The organism is Exiguobacterium sp. SH5S4 (genome assembly GCF_004337045.1).
Lineage (GTDB): Bacteria > Bacillota > Bacilli > Exiguobacteriales > Exiguobacteriaceae > Exiguobacterium > Exiguobacterium aurantiacum_A.
Genome location: NZ_SJUQ01000005.1, coordinates 88,961 through 110,471 on the forward strand (window position 1 = coordinate 88,961; position 21,511 = coordinate 110,471).

At 48.6% G+C, this 21,511-nt stretch carries 8 protein-coding genes; all 8 read right to left on the reverse strand.

Annotation, left to right across the window (positions count from 1 at the left end):
* Positions 1 to 43: 43 nt before the first annotated feature.
* Positions 44 to 3,649 (reverse strand): phage tail protein, encoded by a 3,606-nt coding sequence (locus tag EVJ32_RS05110; RefSeq protein ID WP_131457196.1) that lies wholly within the window; start codon positions 3,647 to 3,649, stop codon positions 44 to 46.
* A gap of 66 nt (positions 3,650 to 3,715) precedes the next feature.
* The gene (xerA, locus tag EVJ32_RS05115; protein WP_131457198.1) at positions 3,716 to 4,714 is read right to left on the reverse strand and encodes a site-specific tyrosine recombinase/integron integrase; all 999 of its coding nucleotides are present in this window, start codon (positions 4,712 to 4,714) and stop codon (positions 3,716 to 3,718) included.
* Positions 4,715 to 4,927: 213 nt separating this feature from the next.
* Positions 4,928 to 6,772, reverse strand: a complete 1,845-nt coding sequence (locus tag EVJ32_RS05120; RefSeq protein WP_131457199.1) for a hypothetical protein — start codon at positions 6,770 to 6,772, stop codon at positions 4,928 to 4,930.
* A 170-nt stretch (positions 6,773 to 6,942) separates the two neighbouring features.
* On the reverse strand, positions 6,943 to 8,853 hold the full coding sequence (locus EVJ32_RS05125; RefSeq protein WP_131457201.1) for a hyaluronate lyase N-terminal domain-containing protein: 1,911 nt from the start codon (positions 8,851 to 8,853) through the stop codon (positions 6,943 to 6,945).
* The gene (locus EVJ32_RS05130) at positions 8,853 to 10,223 is read right to left on the reverse strand and encodes a hypothetical protein (protein ID WP_131457203.1); all 1,371 of its coding nucleotides are present in this window, start codon (positions 10,221 to 10,223) and stop codon (positions 8,853 to 8,855) included. Before EVJ32_RS05130 ends, EVJ32_RS05125 begins: the two co-directional genes overlap by 1 nt.
* A 191-nt stretch (positions 10,224 to 10,414) precedes the next feature.
* Complete coding sequence (locus EVJ32_RS05135; RefSeq protein ID WP_131457205.1) at positions 10,415 to 11,167, reverse strand: phage distal tail protein; 753 nt, start codon at positions 11,165 to 11,167, stop codon at positions 10,415 to 10,417.
* Between the two features lie 36 nt (positions 11,168 to 11,203).
* Positions 11,204 to 18,202: a peptidoglycan DD-metalloendopeptidase family protein gene (locus EVJ32_RS16470; RefSeq protein ID WP_131457207.1), complete on the reverse strand. Its 6,999-nt coding sequence runs from the start codon at positions 18,200 to 18,202 to the stop codon at positions 11,204 to 11,206.
* A 679-nt stretch (positions 18,203 to 18,881) separates the two neighbouring features.
* Positions 18,882 to 21,416, reverse strand: coding sequence for a hypothetical protein (locus tag EVJ32_RS05145; protein ID WP_131457209.1), 2,535 nt, complete (start codon positions 21,414 to 21,416; stop codon positions 18,882 to 18,884).
* Positions 21,417 to 21,511: the final 95 nt, after the last annotated feature.

The window sequence follows — 21,511 nt, forward strand, 5'->3', positions numbered from 1 at the left end:
TATATGAAAAAGACCCGTCCGAAGACAGGTCTCTGTTGAACGATTATTGGATCTCTTCCAAGTCTGCGATTCTGGCCTCTAACGTCTCGATGAGCGTTTGTTGCTCTTGTACGGCCTTCCAGAGTACGGATGTCATCGCATACGGGTTGACGGCCTTGTTTTCTCCGCCACGCAGTATCTCTGGGACTGCCTCTGCCAGTATCCCGATTTGTCGATTGTCAAAATTAAAATCGTCCACGTCAGACTGGTAGTAGTATTCGTATATGTTCACGTCCTTAAGGACTGAGATCGCACCGTCCTGCAAGGGTTTGATGTTTGTTTTGAACGTCACGGATGACGTCAATCTCGTCCCTTGGGCGTAAACCATCCCTGGTACGGCGATATTGTTTACGTTGATGATCGTGTTCGACGGGTTGATCGTGTTCTGATACGAGCCGCCGACACCGATCGCATTGAAGTAGACGGTAGTCCCTTCTTCTGCATATTGTGAGTGCGAGTGATATCTCGAAGCATAGTTCGAGGACACCCAAGACTCGGTCGCATAGTCGTTAGAACCGCCAGACGAGCTGTAACCCTGATCCAACACCCACTGTCTCGTTGCGATCGCATTGCCTCGCAACATCGCTGAAGCCGCGCCGTTCGTCGGATATAAGTTGATTGCCGGGGCGTAAATCGTCAAAATATCGCACGTCGTGTTGATCTCGAACTCAGACGTATAATTGTTAGACGTTCCAGAGAACGGGTTGAGTCTGATGTACCCGGAGCGTGTAGACGAGTTGTACGTGTTGCTGAAAGAGATCCGACCGTCTGCGAGTTTTGTGGTCGAAGATTCCGACCCTGATTGATAGTAGGTGTATATCTCACTGTTCGACATCTCTATTTTGTTGTAGGCGGAACCGCTCGTGATCGTCGTACCCGAGATCGTCGTACCCGAGATTGTCGAGCCCGTGATCGTATTACCGGTAATCGTTCCGCCGGTAATCGTACCTGCCGACAAAGTTCCCCCTTCGATCAATCCCCCCTGGATAAGAGGCGACCAGATCCGGTCGCTATCGAGGTACGTCGGTTTCCCGACCATGCTCTCCCATGAGACGTCCGGCATCGGTTGGCTGTTTACCCCTCCCCACGAGATGCTACCGCTGTTGATGACGATGTCTCGGACATTCAACTTCCCGTTCGAATCTACCCAGAACACGTCTTTGGCTGTGTTTTTGTTCCGAATCTTGATCCCGTCCGTCGCATTGAGCGTCACTTTCGTCTTCGAGTTCTCCGACACCAGACCTTCAGCATCATTCAACCGAATCCCGTTCGCTCCGCCCGCAATCGAGATCGATCCGCCGTCGATATCCATCCCGAACGTACCAAAACTGACGACAGGGATTCCTGCGCTGTTCTTGACGACCGCAGATGCGAGATCTCCGTTGACGACCGTCATCTGTGTGGCCGTGATCTTCTGCGTGTTCAAGTTTCCGTTCGCATCCGTCCAAAGAAGCTTCTCGAGGTTTCCGCCCTGGTAACGGGAGATGTAGAACCCTTCACCGTCGATGATACCCACCTGGTTTTTACGGTTGTCCACGACCAAGCCGAAGCGCTCGTCTTCTCCTTCGTCCGTCACAAGGCCAAGTTTGACGACCTCTTCTCCGAGACGGTTCGAGATACTGGCCTTGTTCCCGAGGATACGGAAGATACCGTCCTCGTCCTCGATCGTCAGGTTAACACCCGCGATAATCTTCCCGAAGATACGTTCCCCAACGATACCCGTAGGTGTGATGGCATGGCCCCACGTCACCCCGTCATCGTTCGTCGTCGCCAGGACGCCGTTCTGCACGACGAGATACTTGCGGTTGTCCTCATAGTCACGGGACGTCAATCCTCGTGCGCTGAACTCGGTGAGTCCTGCGACACCCCCCGACACCTTCTTCTTAACCGCGTCAAAGTTTTGTTCGATAAGGGCGTTGATCTGCCCGTTGTTCTCTTTCGATAGATCCCATTTAAACCGGTTCTCGTTGACCACCGTCGCCGCAAAACTCGACTGATACAGCATCTCGAGAAACTTGTTCGTCCCGTCGTTCGAGTCCTTGACGTTCGTGATCGTGACCGTCAGTTCTTTCGTGTCGTAGTTGCGGACGATACCTGTGATGCGCGCCGTTGTGATGCCCCTGTTCCACGGTTCCTCGATTCGGATCTCGTCCCACATGCGGAAGTCCTTGTGGCCGTCTGGGATCTCGACCATGCTGAGGAAGTCGACCAACCCGACGTTCAGGTTGATGTTCGGCTTGATGAGTTCCTTGAGCTCCTTACGCCCCTCCTCGAGCAAGTCCTTCGCTTCGACGATCGAGTCGTTCGTCCACTCCTTGCGGATGATGAAATGTGACCGCTCCGCGATCTGAGCCGGCGTGAAGTTGTTGCGGATGAGCATCTGTTCTTTCAGGAGTCCGATCTGGCCGCCCGAAGCACCCATGACGACGAACCCTAACTCGTAATAATCCGCTCCCGCGATGTCCGAAATGTCCTCTTTTAAGCCCAAAACCACCGATTCGATGACATTTTTGGCCTCTAAAATACGGATTTTATCTGCCTCATATTCGGGGTTCGACTGCCCGTTGTTCAAGGCCAGGTGGATATCGACCCGCTCCTGTGCCTGTGTGAGCTCGATGTCGAGGTCTGCGAGCATGTCGTTCTGTTCGGACACCTGTGCCATCAACCCGTCCAACTGGACGACGAGCGAGTCGAATGTCGGTGTCAGTTGCGACAGCTTCCGGTTGTACGCGACCATCGCCTGTGCGAGCGAGTCGGACATGAAGTAGCTGCTCTTGACGATATTTCCTTGTTCGTCCTCCTCATACGGATAGAGGAAGTAGGAGAAGTCCTCGATGTACGGCGACCCCGTCGGAGACACCTCATGGATCGTCAGACCGTCCTTCCCGTAGAGGGCGAGCTGTGTCACCATGTTGTCGGCGTTCGTGTCCTTCGTGAGCGACTTCATGTAGTTGCGCTCACTGATTTTCAGACCACGGTTACGACCCAACGTCTCAGGGTTTCGGAAGTGGATCAGGTACTCGGTGTCGTCGTACTCCAAGACCGCACCGAACTTCTGTGCGACCTGAACGGCCAACTCACCCAACGACCCGTCGAACGTAAACTCACGTCGCTTCAGGTCGAACTCGGAGTCCACGTCTCCCAAGCGCCAAGGTGTATCCTCGTCCCGGTCGATCGTGGCTCTGACGATCTCTGAGAGCGTCCACGACGAGTAGTCGAGCCCGTCAGGATGTTCGTTGTCGATGGTCGTGAAGCCCTTGATCGGGATGTCCGATAACGTATAAGGGTTCAACTTGCAGGACACGGATACCGTGAGGGCGTCCATATCGAAGTTGAACCCCGTGATCACGTAGTATCGATCCTTGTCCGTCTCTTTGTCGTGCAGCTTGATGACCATACGTTCCCGGATCATCTCGGCGTGAAGGTTCTTCTTGTTCTCCTCGAGCGTCTGATGCTTCAAGGGCAAAACAAAGGACAACTCGTTGAGCTGCCCCCCGTTGAATGATTCGGTCTCTTGCCGAGCTTCCGACAGCCGAGCAATCGTCGTCCGATCGGGTTTTGCGAGATAAAGGATGGGTTTGGTGTTGCGTTGCTTGATGTCGAAATACATGGCAAGCTTCCTTTCATTCTGTGTGATTTGTGTATAGAAAAAAGACCGTCATCTCGACGGCCTCCATCATTGAACTAAAAACTTGCGGTGTTGCTCCCGTTTTTTCTCCTCGGTTAGTTGACAGTAGATTTGCGTGGTGCTTACGCTAGCGTGTCCGAGTAACGCCTGTACGCCCGTGATATCGGCTCCAGCATTAAGCATGGTAGTAGCAAACGTATGGCGCAAAGAGTGAGGGCTGACATGCTTTTTGACGCTCGACTGCTTAGCGATGACAGAAATCTCACGCTGAATGCCTCGCTTCGACAAACGTCCGTGAGGTTTTCTTTCAGAGACCATCAATGCCTCGTTGTCGTCTGTGCGTGATTTTAGATATTTTTCGAGATGATACATCGCCTTGTAGCTGAAATAGACCTCGCGTTCCTTGTCGCCTTTCCCGACCACCTTACAGCTCTTGTCCTGGAAGTTGATATCTCGTCTGTTCAATTGCTGAATCTCTGACAAGCGACATCCCGTGGCATATAACACCTCGAGAAACACCCGTTGTCGATTCGTCTTGCATCCCTCACGAAGCATTTCCAACTCTTCGATAGACAACGCTTTGGGTAGTCGTTTTTCTTTTTTAGGTGACTTTAACTTTTTAGATGGGTCACGCAATATGTATTCTTCTGAAGTCAGCCATCCAAAGAACGATTTCAGTACGCTCTGTTTTCTTCCGAGCGAGCTCATTTTCAGATGCGAAAATTTAGAGAGGTGACTTCTGATGTCGGCAGTAGAGATTTCATCCGTTCTCTTTTTGACATCTTCTGCAAACACCCTCAAGTCTCTCGCATATGTATTCAGCGTCAGAAAACTCAAACCTTCTAGCTTTTTAGCTGATTCAAATAAAAATATTTTTTGATTTAAATCAGGATGAACTTCTGTGAGCGATACTGCGGTAACATTATATTTCGACACAATCTTCGACAATTCATTTTTCGTACCGTCGACATCGACCGGGGTGGCAGACGTAAGTCTCGTTATGTAGGACGTAAGTTCCGTGACAATTTGTTCGTTTGCTGTTTGCATATGATCTTTCCCTTCTTGATTGTTGTGAGTACAGACTCATCATACATCATTTGAAGAGAAAAGCCAATTGAAAAAATATAAATTGCAAAACTATTATTAACGTCATGTTGATAAGGTTTTTGTGGTTTGAAATATAAAAAAGAGCGATTTTTTAATGGTTATGTCGCTCTTTTTTATATGTATTTTAGTGAAGCATTTGAACCAATTACGACGTTATACAACAGTCCCTTGTAAGATGTTTTGGCTTTGGGTAATCGTGATGCGTTGTGTGTCTCGGTTGACGATACCTTGCTGACCGGCACGCAAACTGTACAGCCTGTTTTGGTGTATGCTGTAGTTCCCATACGTCTGATTCGTTCCTTTTAGCTCGATCAATGGGTTGACTCCTGCGAGACTCGCGGAGTTTGCTAGCCCGAACTCAGATGACATGATATCTGCGGTGACGACATCGTCAAAAATTGCCATGTACTGCAACGAGTTTCGTAAAAACCGAACGGTAGACGCGCGCTCGATCAATGTCGTCGGAACGTTCGTGTCTTTAATCGTCACGCTTGCGGTGTCGAGCGTTCGGATGCGCGCGTTTAACGAGAGGTTCCTCGCTTCTACACGGCCGATCACGACGACGTCCGTCGAAGGTACTACGATCAATCCGCCCAAAGCATTGTTCGCGTTCAAGAACTCAACGTTATCAATTCCGACGTAAGCACCTTTTGCCGCGTAGATTGACGTCCCTGGGTTGCTTGCCGTTCCGACGTCGAAGATACAGTCTTTCAATATCAGCCGGTCAGACACACGCATACTTGCGCTTGTCGTTTCCTGATAAACGCCGAAGATGTAATTTTTGAAGTTACAGCTTTTAAACTTGATTTCTCCGTTTTTGACAAGAGTCTGACCTACAGCGATACGTACCGCCTTATCTTTTGTTTTGTTGAAATTACAGCGCTCGAACTCGATGTTTTTCGACCCTTCCTCAATCGTCACTGATGACAACTCTCCGCCATTAAACTCGCAGTCGATAAATTTAACGCCATCCGTTCCGGTGTCTATCTTGACGTGCTCCGTTAATTTTAAAGCGCCGTAATTCCCATCGTCGAGCAACTCGAAATTACATTTGTTAAAAGAGACGCCCTTTACAGGGTTATTGATGTCGCCGTTCGCGATAAAGCACATACCGCCCGTTTTCAATTTACAGTCTGTAAAATTAAAGTTTTTAGGCTGTTGACCAGACGCTGAGGAGTATACTCCGATCAAAGCATGGTTCATGAGATTTGACTTACTAAATTCCAAGCTGCATTTTTCGAAATAGACGTTCTGCGTCCCTGAAAATTTGAACAACATTTGTTCTTTTCCTAAAGCGTCAACGTTTCTTAAAATGACTTTTTTCAGTTCGCCAAAGCTAAATAGTTGCCCGTCCGTATAAAAGAGCGTGGAACCATTAAACTCATAAGGTTGTTTAATACCCACGATGTTCGTCGCGTCGATACGTGCGTTGTTGTATACAATTTCAAATTCTTCGATTCCTTGGATAGTCGGCATCTTGTCGAAAACATTCAGCACACCGTCTGTGATAAGTAACTTTTTGGTAGATGTCTTTGATGCAGCCAAAGCGCCACGTAGTAATTCCGTGTCGTCTCTTTTGACAAGGGCGTTCGTGACTGTGCGCTGCAAGGCGTTAGAGATTGTGATCGTCTGCCCGTTGACCGCTGAAACCGTTGACCGCAGGTAGTTGTACTCAAGCGGTTCCATAGCACTTTTGGCGCTTCCGCCGTTTGCAATAGCGATCAAGTCGCCCGCTTTTAAATTGTGGTTTGCGCCCATTGTGATCGTCGTACCCGACCCGCTAGCTAAAATATCAACAGGTTCGTTAGGTGTGACCTTTGTATATAGCGTCATTTCCGCCAACTGAGACGCAACCTCTGACTGTTTTGCGAGCTCAATATTTCCTGATGAGCTTCCAATATATGTGCGACTCTCATCCATTGTAAACCCAAATTCGCCTACGTCTAGATTCGGTATGTCGGACTGATTCCCTCGTTTCACCTGAATCTTTCTTGCCATAAGATAAAACCTCCGTTTTATTTCTTTATTTAATTTACTTTCATCGAGACCGACGTTTTTATTTTAAAAATCCTCTGTTACTGATCACAGTATTGACAGAGGATTTGCTCATAAAAGGCCGTTTTGGTGAATTTTAACTAGTGAAGCATATGAACCAACTGTGACGAAGATTAGGCGCGGCTACCGATTGCGCCTTTCTGAATGTTCCAGTAAATAACGACACCCTCAGTAACCGCATTTGCGAAGTTTACGGTAAATTGGGTCGCGGTTGGGTTGGACACCCACATCCGATTACCCGAACCGATATCCGTCCCTGCGTTTATATAAATATCTTGCAAACGCGGAATTTCATCCAATCCATGTGTCATCGTGATTGCCGTCAACCCTGCCCAAGTAGTTCTGGAGCCGCTGTTTTCGGTCAAAAATCCGTTATTGTTTTTTAAAACGAGCGAAGCGATAGGGTTACTAGAACCCCATTGGATTTTTGTGGTTGAAATATCTTTCATATCATTCCCGACGATTGACAAATAATCAATCCGACCAGTAAACCTAAGCGCTTTTTTCAGCGAATCAAATACATTCCCCTTAATCCTTAGTCTGCCGAATCCGGTTGTCGACTGAACATAAACCCCTATAGCGTCAGTGGATGACGTCGCAAAATTACGGAAGGTGTTGTCTGAAATTTCGATAGATCCGGGGATGTCGATAAGATTAATGCCGTAAACTGTTCCTCCATCAAAAGACTCGATACCATCAAACAAGTTCCCGTTTACTTGCAAATGTTCCGCTTGTGAGGAGTATATGCCATAGAAGTTCCCGTTCTTTTTGATATTTTGAAAATAATTGTTTGATATCTTCCCTCGCGACCCCCCGAGTAATACACGAATTCCGTATTGAAACACACCTTCGATAACGTTACCTTCGGTTAGTATGTTATCGTTTGCCATGCTGATCGCCCATGCAACCCGATCTGGTTTAGTCGCTCGCAACAGATTCCCTTTAACGATTGCAGTATGACCCGCAACGCTAGCGGAAATCCCATCTTCGACCATCTGCCGATTCGCACCCTTAACGTTGATAAAACCCTGTTTAGATCCGGCGTCAATCAATGTGTTGTTTGTGATTGTCGAATACGCACACTTTGTATAAATCCCCTCGCTATCTCCTCCTTCATTCGAAACATCTTTGATAAAGTTGTTGTCGATCTTTGCATAAACTCCGTAACAAATAAAACCCTGAACATCAGACGTGCCTGAACGAAAAATGGTGTCGAGAATGTTGTTTGTGATGAAATATTTGCTTCTAAGCGGGTAGCCTACGTTGTTACCTAATTGTACCGCGCGGCCGTTCTGGATGTTTTTAATCACGTTTTTGTCAATAAATACGTGTTCCAACTTTGGCGGGGCTAAGAGGATTCCGCGAGTACATGATTCAATGATATTGTTAAGGATGAAGACATTACTTATCCCAATATTGTTAATCTCTTCTGTGCTTTTCCCTGCCACATCAATCGCGGCGCTATCCCAAATTATAAGCGCGTTGCAATTTTTCACATGAACTCTTTCGATTCGTAGATAGTCGAGGGAAACGTCTGACCCACCAAAGTTTACGACCGTTCCGGCACCTTCGATTGTTACATCTGTCAAAATAAAACTGTTGTTAGGATTGAAAAGACTTTGCCCAGACTGTCCTTTAATAACTGTTCGTCCAACCCCCGACCCCTTGATGTAGAGTTTTTTATCAAACACAGATTCGCCCAAACCCGAAAGCTTGATTTCTCCTGCCGGGAGTAGGAGTGTTGACTTATCCGGAAGTTCTTGAATTGCGTTCATGAAGCTAATGGATGAGTCAACCCCGTCCGATGTTACGCCAAAAAAAGAAGCGTTGTATCCTCGTTCTGTTAAATACGTCTCAGTTTCCGCCAACTGCGTCATAACTTCTTCTTTTTTAGCCAACTCCACGTTGCCCGAAGAGCTTCCTACGTAGGTGCGTTTTTGGTCTGTCGTGAACCCCATTTCCCCGACATCGAGAGCCGGTAGGTTTGCCTGAATACCGCGTTTCAATTGAATTTTTTGTGCCATTAGAATGTACCCCCATTAATATATGATCCCGTGACGACCTCTCCGAACATGCCCCCGTTGATGTCGCTAGTGTCCACGAGCTCCGATACGGCTTCCATAAGAATGACAGATAAATCTATTCTCTCGAGCCAAGCAGATCCGTCGTATCGATAGACCTGACCTGTGTTTCGAACCATGACCGCCCATCCTTTTTGTGGCGATGGATACGTCGTCGCAATATTCGAGAACGTGTTGACCGGGTTTTGCCATGTGAACTTAGTAGATTCTGCCGCATCCATCGCAGCCTGTGTCGCTGACGTAGATGAGTTGGCCGCCGTGTTCGCTGCGAGCGTGGCCGCCTCTGCCGCCTCTGTCTGTTCGATCAGCTCCAATGCTTGTGCCTCTGTCGTCTTGAAGTAAACAAGCTCGACCACATCCCCTGCGTTCACGCCGTTGATAAGTGTTACCTTGGTCGGAGACGTCTCGTTAAAATCGACGCCCGAAGACTGTTTGACCCCCGAGACATACACATCGATCCGATCTTGGTTCGTAAAGTATGCCTTTGATGTCGTAAAGACCGTCTGACCTTGTGTTCCCACGAGGCGATCCTTACGGCGAGCCATGTTCTGCGGATGGGTCGGTGAGAAGCTATGACTGATCCATTTGTCGAAATGATACCGGTAGACGTTCCCGTCATCTTGTGTCTGCACCTGATCCCCGTGTTCGGGATTCGGATATGTGGTCGAGATCCCCGCGAACTCTGAGACCGGGTTCAACCAGTTGACGACGGCCGATAGCGCCGCCTCGTCTGCGCGCTGTGCTTTCTCTAGTGCCAGGTCTCGTGCGTTATTGGCAGACAAGACCGCTGCTTCCGCGCTTCCTTTTGCCTCTAACCCCATAGACTTGGCGTAATCGCCTTGATTCAACGCAAATTCCCCCTGTGTTTGGGCGAACGTTGCCTGAGTACTGGCCGCTGCGGTTGCTTCGTTCGTCATCTCGATATCTTCGTCAAGTCTTGCTCCAAGCGCTGCGATATGACTCAAGGTGACGCCGACCGACTCGTTGTTTTCAGCATCCCCGTAATAGATACGTTCTGCCGGGATCTTGACGACCCCTCGTCCTTTGTAGCGCACCGTGACGGTGTCTACGAGTGACGGTTCGAAGTATAAGACTCCGTTCGTGTAATCCACGTAGAAGCGAGTCCCTTCCGGTGTGTTCGTAGCTTTTTCCGTATACCCGTCCACGATCACACCGAACTCTTTGACAGGAACCTCTTCGAGAACCGCTTTTCCGCCTACCAACTTGATCGTTTCAATCTTGTCCACGTATGGATCTTCTAGAGAACCCTCCCGTGTCTGATAAAGCAATGGGTTCGTTAATTGCGAAGCCATCCAAAGACCTCCTTGTTTTCTAAGAAATGCAAAAAGACGGCTCTAGGCCGCCCTTTCTTGTTAATTATGTTCTATATGAATGTTCTAACATTAGATTATTAATCTTCTACAATTAGATGTTTTAGTTTCTAATGTTAGAACCTTTATATACCAACGTTAGAACATTATGCCCCAACGGAAGATACCCGTGGTCAACGGTACTTCTCTCGATACTTGATGACGAGATGGACGTCCCCGCTCAACTCCAACAGGTTGTTCCCTGTCGCGAGCCACATATAGTTCTCGTTCCACGAGTCATAGCGATAGACGTTCGGGAGCGACGACTCGACCGATTCCCGGTTGGTGTCGATGACCATCTTCTCGCCCTCGGCCATCTCATGAACGACCATCTCCTCGTTCGTCCGCAGGTTCTTCATGCGGAACGGGTTGTCTGCGGTGATGTTCGTCCTGGCGTACAATTCATAGATCGGCTTGACGAGCGTGATCCCCTTGTTGACGAACTGATAGTCACCAGAATCCTCGTACTCGATGGCAACGACAGGCGTATGCCAATAGGACGAATTCGCCCGGACGTTGACCGTGAAGTAGCCACCGATCCCGTCGTGCGAGAGCCTTGGCGACGACTCGACCATCGCCCAGATGATACGGTCGGGCATCTCGTCGAAATAGAACGGTTTGTAGTAATCCTTGTCGAGCCACGACAACACCTTGTCGAGCTTGAAACGGTCGAAACCGTCCTCGAAATACAGCGTCATCTCGAACGAGATTGTGTCCCGAGTGACGTGCTTCAGATATGTCTCGTCCGAACCCCGAACCTGTTCCGTCTCGAGCGTCCGTGACGACATCATATCGTCCTCGAACAGCCCCCCGTTCACCGAAACCTGTACCAATCCGAACTCATATGACGGTCTGCCGTCATAGTTGAAACCCATAAAATGCTTCATTTATCCACCACCTAAAAAGGAGAGCCGAAGCCCTCCTTAGCGTTTTCCGTACTTGTTGTTAATGAGGTTCATCGTGCGCTTCATGAAGTCGTCCGATGCCTCTTTGCCGTCCTTGATCTCGTTGTTGCTGAAATCGTTGTTGATGTTCTCGATATGAACCGTCGGAGCGCTAGACCCCTTGACGCTCTGCATCTTGTTGATGAGCGAACGGAGAGGTGAGATGAGGCGGTCGGTGAATTCTACCGTCTTCAACATGTTCTTCGTCTGCTCTTGGTTGAGCACGAGCTCCTTCTTGTGGAGGATCGCCGGCATACCGCCGTTGAACTCGCCCGTGTACATACCGCCCGAAGCGAACGACCCGACGAAGTTCTTGTTCACATACCCCGTCTTGTCTCCGTATTGCACCTCATACATGAGCCCACGGTCACGGAGGATTTTGATCGACGTCCCTTTCGGGATCGATGTCATGATTCCTTCTACCGAGATATACGGGTTCGCATAAAGTGCGGCGTTCGAGCTCGTCTTCGCGTTCTTGTCGATCGTCGTGCTTCCTTTTAATGATTCGTACAGGGCGTCGAACTCGCGCTTGGCTCGGATGATCTCCGACTGCATGTCCGATAGGGACTTGACGTACTCGTCGAGCGCCTTGTTTCGATCTTCGTTCGTCGATGCCGACTCGTAAGCCGAATAATACTTCTGAAGAGCCGACTGTTGTTTCGATTTAATCCGGTTCGTACTATCCGTCACCATGTCGTCATAGACACGTTTGCCGGAATCGTAAGAGATCGAGTCGACACGGGCGTTATGCGCTTTTGCCGTCACGCTGTACTGCTTCAACAACTCGTTGATCGGTGCGCTCGCCTGATTGAGCTCCGACGCTCTCGTATGGCTCATCGCCACACCCCATGAGTTCGATTGTTTCGATGTGGACAGTTCTGAATTACTTACCCAACCCGTCTGACCGTTAGAAAGCTTAACTTTAGAATGTGTACCCGTCTGCTCAAGAACCTCGTACCCTTTTCCGTCGACCAACGACCCGATCACTTTAGAACTGCCGTTCGCATCTGCTCTCACCGATACCGGTTTGGCAGAACCCGTTTGAGCCGCATACATCGATAACCCTGTCACCGGTGCTTCTTGCGATAAGTCGTCTCCCGAGCTCGGATTCTTGTAATCCGTATCGAAATCTTTCCCTGTCAATTGCGAAAGAAGGTCTAACGCCTCTTTCAGCTTGTCGATGTAGTTCGTCTGCAAGACCTGTCCGAGAGAGTCGAACGAACTTTGAGACGTATGCACGATATCGCCCAACGCTTTTGAAATTGTGTCTGCGAGCGCGATGGTCTCGTACTCTGTGTCGTCGTAGAGATACGACAAATCTTTGAGCACGTCCTGATACGTCTTACCGAGGTTGTCGTACATCGTTCTGAATCCTTTCGATGTATCGATCAACATCTCGTTCGCCATCCGTTTCACTTCGTCGAAGTTCCCTTTCATGGCTTGTTCGCGGATTTCGTTCCACTTCCGCTCGTCGTTCAACACGTCGTCGTAATATTTATTCAGGTCTTCGAGCATCTTGTCGAACAATGCCGATTCCGCTTCTTCACGACGATCCATGTCTTCCTCGAACTTCTCGTAGTTCTCGTCCTCTACCTTCTGTTTGTCATCGAGGTTCTTCTCGTACAATTCACGTTCTTTATCGATGGCTTCCTTCTGTTTCTCGAAGTCTCGTTGATACAGGTATTCCTCGCGCTCCTCTTGGAGTGTCTGGAGCTCTTTCATCAACTCTTTGCGTTTCGCCTTTGCCTCGAACGAGTCGTCCATCGAGATGCGGTTGATCGAACTACGGATCTCTTGCTCACGCTCCGAATACTCGTCCATCTGTTTCTGATGGCTTCGCTCGTCGTTCTGTTCATCTAAACGTTTGATACGCTCGTCGAAGAAGTCGTTCATCTTCTCGCGCTCTTTGTCTAGCTCCTTCATCGTCTTCTCGTGGGCATTCTGTCGGACGTTGCGTTCACGCTGAATGGCCTTCTCGCGCTCCTGCTGAATCTTCTCGATCGACTTGATCTCCGCGTCGCGCTGCGCCTCCAAAGCTTCGCGGATTGTTTCAATCATGCTGTCAGAGAAACCTCCGAGCATGTCTTTTTGAGCGGAGTTAAGGCTGTTCACCGAATCCTCGAGCGACAACAGCTCCTCGCTGTACCGCTTCACGAATTCAAGTTGTTGTTCGTACTCTTTTGAGGATGCCCCGTATTTCTTGCGAACCTCTGACAAGATGGCTCTCTCTGCCTCTAGTTGCCGCTTCTTGATGTCCCAAAGCTTGCGCTCCGTCTTTTCTTGCTCGACGGTCGTGACATATTTCTTGACGAGGTCGGTGTTCGACTCACCGTCCATGATCGCCAATTGACGTTGGAAGAAATCTTGATTTTTTTTAAGGTCACGCATTTGATTTTCGTACAGTTTATTACGAATCTCTGTACGCTCGCGCGCGATTTCCATCGCCGCCTGACGCTCTTCCTGAATCTCTTGTTTGAGAACCCATCTGAGGTCGTCGAGTCGTGCCGTGAACTCGGCTTGACGAGATAGCGATAACTGCTTGTAATAAGCGCCTTTTCGATCTTTTTCCATTTGAATGATCTCGAGCTCGACGGCACGACGTTGGAGTCTCGCGTTGTTTTGCAGTTTCTCGTAGAGAGCCAACGATTGACGGGTGTACTCGACCGTCGTCTCCATGTTCGCGCGGACAAGCTCCTCGTCTTTCCCGTATCTGTCGTACATCGACTTATACGTGTTCGCCCGAGCGTTGAGGTAGTCGAGGATAATCTGTTGTCTGCTGTCTTCGATCTTGTTGAGCTCTTCAATCTGACGGATTTCTTCGGCTTTCTGTTCAGCTAGATTCTGTGCTTTTTCTGCCTGCGCTTTTGTTTGGTCGGCAATCTTCTTCTCTTGGTCTACCTGAGTAGAAGAGACGGATGCTGCCGAAGTTGAAGGAGATTTACCTTGCGAAACCTTCGTATACATCGATGTGACGCCGTTTTTCCAATGAGCATTTAGTCCAGTTGGGTCGTTCCCGGCTCCGTTTGGCGCATATTTCTTCTGGATCTCAGCAATAGATGTAAGACCTTTTGTGATGTAGTTTCGAGACAAATTGCTGATCATCGCAGAGATGCCTTCGTCTAGCGACTTGAACACCGTCTGCTTCGTCCAGTTCGAAGAAGGACTCATTAATCCGCCTGGGTTGTTGTAGTTTTTAACCCCGTTAGACGTCCCGTTTCCTGTCTCGAACATCGCTATCGCCATCGCAAGAGCAGGGTCTACCCCGTACTTTTCTCCATATTTATTGAAAAGATGCTCCTGACCCTTGAATGCGCCTTGACCGACGCCGCTCGAAACCTTATTAAACGACGACGAAGAAGTTGATGCTTTAGAAATCGATGAAGAGGCACTTGAAGAGTATCCATATGTATTTCGTTTGCTGTATACGGCTTGTCTTGCTGCTACAGTCGGGTTAAGAAGGTTTGTGTTCCATTTACCCATAGAAGAACGTTGTTCGTAGTGGACGTGAGGGCCGGTCGAGTTTCCTGTGTTACCAACCGTCCCGATGCGTTGGCCGACGCCGACTTTAGCGCCCTTTTTGGCTTCAATCTTATCGAGGTGTCCGTAGATATGGAAAATTCCCGACGTGTCCTGGATGACGACGTTGTTTCCATACTCGGAAGGAATTCCTAGAGATTTGTTCGCTCCACCAGCATGAATGACCGTACCGTTGACGTTCGACTCTAAAGGAGTTCCGCGCTTGTTGGCAATATCAATCCCTTCGTGTTGCCACGTTTTTCCGTTGATCGTCCGCATAGAACCATATGAGGAACTAATTTTTGCGCCAGACCAACCGCTCAACGAACGTGTCCCGGTTTTCTGAAATCCTCCTGTTGCAGAAGAGTTAGAACCATTGTATGCGACGTCGTAGCTGTTGGTTGTTCCGCCTCGAGCGACGATATTCCCGTTGGCGTCTGTGACGACTTCCTGTGTCGATGTTTGAACACCCGTACTCGCAATAACCTGTTTAGATTTGTTGGCATCTTGAAGCGCCTTAATGTAATCTGTGACAGATTTTTTCTGTTTATCCATTGCTTTGATCTCGGACTCGAGCGCCTTGATATAGGCTTTTGAACCGTTAGCATATTTGTTCTTGAACGCAGACTGCTTCTGGACGGCCAATGTCGCCTTGTCGATAGCTTCCGTATATTTATTCGTCAAGTAGGTAGAACGAGAGATTGTATCCTGCTTGTTCTTCTCTGACTTAGATGAATCCTTGTTCGCTTCTTCAGCCGCTTTGTTCGCATTGTAAAGGTCTTGTGTCGAAGTTGTGACCGTAGCTACAATCTTACGAGCGTTTTCTTCGGACTTTTTCATTCCGTTAATGAACTCGTCTGTGCTAGATAAGTCTGCCGTAAGTCTTCCGATCATATCTCCGGCGTACATCTGTCTGCCGTAGTTCGGGTCATCCGGGTCGATCGAGTTCATTTTATTCTCAATATCAGCAATCTGCTTGGCTGTCTCTTGTTTTACTAGAACTAAAGCCTTTTCTGCTTCTGCGATCGAGGTGATCCCTGCAATACGATCTGCCGTCAATTCTGCGGAGAACCTTGCAGTAAATTCATCCTGGAGACGTTGTGCAGTCGCCTGTTTCAGTTTTTCTTCGAACTGAAGTCGTTGCGTCTCACGAAGTTCCTCGATAAGACCTGTGTTGACCGTCACCATGCCGTTCGATACATCGAATGCGTCGATCAGCTCTGGATATTTGTCGATCAACCCCATCATTTCGCTCGCCGTGAATTGATGTCCTTCTGCACTCTTATGTAAAACGTCGTTATAAGCGTCTACCGTACCGACAACATCTCTCAGCGCATCTTTCTGGTATCCCAACGCCTCTTCGAGCATTCCGATCCCTGTGGCTGCTGTTTCGGCAGACTCACCAAGATTTTCGTTGCCTTCGGTTAAGTCGGATACGCCGGCCAAAGCATCGTAGGCCGCGCTCTGCGTTTCCTCCATCTTCGCATTTTGCATGACGATAGCCGCTGTCGCAGTATTGATCGCATGTCCCTCTTCAGAAGCTACCTGAATGATCTGTCTGCCAGAATTGGCGACATCGGTCTTCGCTTGCTCTAAGGCTTGATATTGCGCGAGGTAGCTTCCAGTTAAGCCTGAATCCGTTGCCACATTCGCAGCGCCCAATATTCTCTTCTGTTCGTTCTCAAGTTCGACGATTTTTTGAGCGTAGGTGTTGATGAATTTCGTGGCTTCTTCCATCTGTTTATTTCCGCTCGCGCTCTTAAACAACGTCTCATCAAAGCTAGGCATATCTGTAAGGATATTAGAAATGTCCAAGATATCCATCTTAACTTTTTCGATCTCAACCAACAGCTTGTCTACGTTGAATTCGCCGTTTTCGTCAACCGCGTTTTTCAACGCTTTGTCGACAATATCTTGATCGATGTTTGTGACGAGGGAGTCAACTAATTTCTGCTGTTCTCCAGCAAGATTTGCGTATTCATCCGAAGATTGGATAGACAGTGTGATCTGGTCTCGCGTAAGCTTGATCCGTTCCATCTGAGACTGTTTCAACAGACGTTCCGCCGCAAGTTCTCCTCGCTTGTCTCTCTCTCGAGCCTTGCCGACATCATCTGCTCCGGCCGAATAGATTGCGGAGTCGGTGATTGCGCCTTGCGCCATCTCCATGTCTCTCGCATATTCTTCATCCGTCATCTTCTTCTTGTTCAGATACTTCTCGTAGTCCTTGTTCGCTTTTTCAAGCTGTTCCGCATTATCAACCAAAGAGTCTTCGTTTTTATCTGACTTCTTCATCGCTTCGAGCTGTTGCATCTCTTTGAGCGATTTGATGTACTCTTGGGCAGAAACGGATGTCGATAGGTGCGTCCGTCCAAGTTCGTCGACGTGTGTCACGAGCTCGGGCAGATAGCCTCCTAGAGATTTGGCCGTCGAATACATAAGTTCGGTCTCTTCCGCCGAACGGTTCGTGTTGGCCTGAAGATTCTCGTAACGTTCTGCAAGCATGTCGATCGTGTCAGAATTATCGCTATATGCTTTAACAAGCTCTTTTTGTTCTTGTTTTGCTTTCGCGACTTCCGCACGTTGTTTTGTGAACGCAGAAATGAGAGCTCCGATTGCTACGGTAGCCGCTGCGATTCCTGCCCCGATGACAAGAGATGTTCCGATTGCCGCCATCGTCGTCACCATGAATCCTTTAACGGCCGTTCCTGCAATACGGAATCCTCCGGCTGTGGCGTGAGCCGCACCTTTGACTTTATCCAAAGACGTCGCGACGTTACCATTTATCGGGACGACCTTTTGATTTTCGTTCCGACTTTTCACAACAGCAGCGGTGGCATCCTGGTAAGAAGATGTCACACCTTGCAATTTCTCTCTGAAAGCGGCCAAAGGCTTCTCGTCGAATACGGCATTACGGACTCCACCGTTCATGAGCGTCGTAAGACCACCCGTGACCCCTGCGAGCATCGTGAAACCTGCGAGCAAGTTTCCTTTAGAGAAGTCCAGCGAGATCAATGCGTTGATGCTGTTGACCATGTAACGAAGGTCGTTCGTGACGGTCGTGATCATATCGACGAACACGGTGTTTCCTGCCGACAATGCGAGTTCTTCCCACGCCACCTTGAGCTTGTTGACCTTGGCTTGCGCCGACTCGAGATAACGGGCGTTCTCTTGCATGGCCGACCCTTGCGAGTTGATAGACGTGTTCGTCGCTTTGACGGCGACGTCGTAGTTTTGCATGAGACCAAGAAATCTCGAGATTTGGAAGCGGCCTGCCAATTGAACAGCAAGGTTTTGTTGTTGTGCATTCGTGAGATTGTTCCACTTGCCAGAAAGATCTTCTAAGATTCTTGCGTAAGCCCGTGTTGTTCCGTCTTCTTCAAATACTTCGATTCCGACGTCTTTTAAAGAACTTACTGATCCACTCATTGTTACACGAGAGAAAATTGTCTTGAGCGAGTTCATGTCTGTTACTTTCTTTTGTCCTAATATTCTAATGTTAGAATATATAAGTTCTAATGTTAGAACAAAATACTGACCAACATATACCTGAAACCCGTTGGCGGAGAGGCGCTTCAACCTCTCTCTTGCAGTCTCCTGCAAAGTTCAGACTATCGCTTCACATACACATGGGTATGTGTCTTTTCGTTTAGTCGTTCACGCTGCCATTACGCTTGCGCCCTGTTGTCCCATATGAGGGAGTTCCAAGTCGATTAGAAAAGATTTTACATCGGCAACTCTACCGATATTCGCTCCTGAATCTCGTGTTACTTCCTGTACTGCCGTGATATAGCCAAGTAGTTCGTCCATCGATACGCCGTAAGTGTTTGCGGCGGCCGCAGATCGACCCATCGCGATTGCCAGGTCTTTTGTAGTTGTAGCATACGAATTATCTCATGGAAATTATTGTAAAATAACTAATAATTTCTAACTGTTACTTTCACCTTTCGGCTACTGACCCTTTTGGGCGGATATACATTTCTGCATACCTCTCATGCTTATTCTGAATCGCATGAGGTCGGACTGTACCTTTATCCGTTCTGGATAGGTGATGGCAGTCTCTAGCGGTCTCCTGTTTAGGATTTCCGTCGGTATTGCCCTTTGAATCAGATAGGGGTTTCACCGATATACACCATTTCGTCAATCACATTCCTGTGAAGGGAGGCAGACATTTTACCTCGTTCAACTTATCGATGATCATCATCGATTTTTCCGCTTCTACGTTAAAGACCGACATTCCGGTGATCAACGTCTCAGACATCTCTTGTGCCGACAAATCGGATACGTTCGATGCGATGACAGATGTCTTCGTCAATGCGTTCAACTGTTCTTCCGAATAGTTGCCCGACTTCGCGAAGTTCTCCATCGCATAGTTGATATCTGTGACCGTCTTCCCGAGTTCTTTCGCCATCTCGATGTTTCCGGCCAAGACCTCGTCAAAGTTCGTGTCGGCGTCCATGACACGTTTCAAGTTCGTCATCTGCGTGTCTACCTGCATGATGATGTTGTACATGCTGGTCAGACCTTGGATCGGCGCATAGAACGCGCTCGAGGCGAGCATCCATACCGGGAACTTCTCGAATGCGGTACGCATCGAATAACCGACCGTGTCGGTCGCCCCGCGCAACTCTTTCATGTTGTTCCGTAGGCGGACGGTACGCGCCTGAATCTCGTCCATTTGCGTCGTCCAGTTTTTGTATGTCGTGTTACCTTTGTCGTCTGTAATCGACTGGATGAGCGAAGCGCCCTTATCTCCTCGTCTGACCGCCGAAAGACGATCTTCCGCTTCTTTGGCCAACGCTTGGATTTGTTTATATTCTTCCTTGTACCGACCTCTCATGCCTCGACTATACGATTGACGAACCTCTGCCAACAACGATTCACGTTGGGCGAACATCGAAGATGCGCTTGCGATGTCTTCTTTTTGTCCGACACCACCGCGATAACGCTCCGACATCTCACGCTTGAGTTGACTATATTTTTTACGGATTTCGTCGATCTCTTTGATCGTTTTCGCAGAATTGATATTAACCGAGAAATCGTCAAGACGTTTAACGTCAGCTCCGAGAAGCTTATATTTGGATCTAATATCGTCAAGACCGTCAATCATCCCTCGTTTCTTGCCAAGGAATTCTTTATCGACCCCCGTCTGACCACGAAGCATCTCCCCATACTCTTTCTTGAACTCGGCCATCCGCTTGGACGTCGGGTCGTTCTTGAGCATTTCGAGTGATTGCTGCATCGCTGAGACTTGTCTCTCTGTATATTCTACGCCTTCCTTATCGGCCATACGTCCGTCTTTTTTCATATCGTTGATACGCTTCTGATAACGAGCCGCATCGTTCATTACACGGACTTCAGCCGCGAGGTCATTAATACCCACCCCGATGACCGCATTATTTTCTGGTGTCAGCGTCTTACGGATACGTTCCCGCATCGATTTGATCCGTTTCTCGTCGACCAGTCCGTTGTTCTCGACCCAATCCATACGGGACAGCATGGCCGGAACCTGGTTGAACGCAGCCTTCATGCGTCGAATCTCGGCGTTGACCAACTTCTTCTCATCGACCGTGTTGACACCCGAGATCTTCTTATCGAACTCTGCGAAGATCTTCTGTTTCGACTTTCCGAGTTTGACACCGGCGTCTTCTAGTCCTGCCGTGATGGTCATCAACTGAGACAGTTCGTTCTGAAGTCCCTTGCGAAGCGTCTTGTGTTCGAACACTTCGCCAAGATTTTTGGTTTTTTCTTCCATGACATCCATCGTCGAAGCAAATTCTTTTAATGATTTTGTGTCGTAGAGGTCTGCACCTTGGAGCGTCTTCTCGAACTTCTTCATATCCTTCTCGAGATCCGTCCGGTCGCCGTTGTTGTTGAAGCGGTTCTGTTTGAAGCCGTCGATCTGTTTCTGAACCTCTTTTTGACGCTTCAGAAGCTTCTCTTGCTCGGCTTCGATACGTTTGTAGTCGCGGACGACCTGTTCATTCGTCTGCATGAGCATCTGGGCGATATCGCCTGTCGTCTCGTCGACGACACCGCGCATCTCATAAAACGTCTTCTTGAGAGATCCGACCGAATCTGTATATTCGACCGCAAAGCCCTTCAGTTCGCCTTGAGATTTTTTGGCCGTACTTTTCTTAACACGATTCCCCATCGCCTCGATGTCACGCTCGACGTCTGCGATATCCTTGTACATCTTCTTAATATCTTTATTGAGGTCGTCTGTCAGCGTCTTGACGCCCTTGGCATCCGATTGGTTCTGCGCGAGAGCCGGATTCGTTTTAGCCGCTTCAGCAGATGATACCGATTGAAGGTTCGTCTTGATCTTGATCGGTTCGGAGAAGATGTTCTGAATCTTCTTCTTCGAATCTCTCGCCATCTGTTCGATCTCTTTGAGCGTCGACTGCATCGCGTCACGATGTTCCTTACGAGCTCCACGGAGGGCAGATGTATAGGTACTGATGATCTTCCTCGTGTTCTTCTCGATCGCTCCCTCGATATCTTCGGTCATCGATTTCATCATCTTGTCGAAGTTGGCCGTGTCGACCTGTAAAGAGACGTTAAAATTCTTGGTCAACTTTTGTAGGTCGGACAGAGCGGTCTCCATATTCGTTTTCGATACGGCACGATCGACATCGAAAGCCATGACTAAAGAGTAATTTTGAGCATTATTAGCCATTAAAATTCCCCTTTTATTCTTATATTTTTGTCGTTATTCGTTCTTCTTCTCGATGCTACTGCCGACATCTTGATACCGGTCAGCAGCAGTTTCCA

Bases quoted from the DNA above. Each gene is read 5' to 3' on its own strand.
- EVJ32_RS05110 (WP_131457196.1), bottom strand. From the start codon at position 3,649: ATGTATTTCGACATCAAGCAACGCAACACCAAACCCATCCTTTATCTC.
- EVJ32_RS05125 (WP_131457201.1), bottom strand. From the start codon at position 8,853: ATGGCACAAAAAATTCAATTGAAACGCGGTATTCAGGCAAACCTACCG.
- EVJ32_RS05135 (WP_131457205.1), bottom strand. From the start codon at position 11,167: ATGAAGCATTTTATGGGTTTCAACTATGACGGCAGACCGTCATATGAG.
- EVJ32_RS05130 (WP_131457203.1), bottom strand. From the start codon at position 10,223: ATGGCTTCGCAATTAACGAACCCATTGCTTTATCAGACACGGGAGGGT.
- EVJ32_RS16470 (WP_131457207.1), bottom strand. From the start codon at position 18,202: ATGAACTCGCTCAAGACAATTTTCTCTCGTGTAACAATGAGTGGATCA.
- xerA (WP_131457198.1), bottom strand. From the start codon at position 4,714: ATGCAAACAGCAAACGAACAAATTGTCACGGAACTTACGTCCTACATA.
- EVJ32_RS05120 (WP_131457199.1), bottom strand. From the start codon at position 6,772: ATGGCAAGAAAGATTCAGGTGAAACGAGGGAATCAGTCCGACATACCG.
- EVJ32_RS05145 (WP_131457209.1), bottom strand. From the start codon at position 21,416: ATGGCTAATAATGCTCAAAATTACTCTTTAGTCATGGCTTTCGATGTC.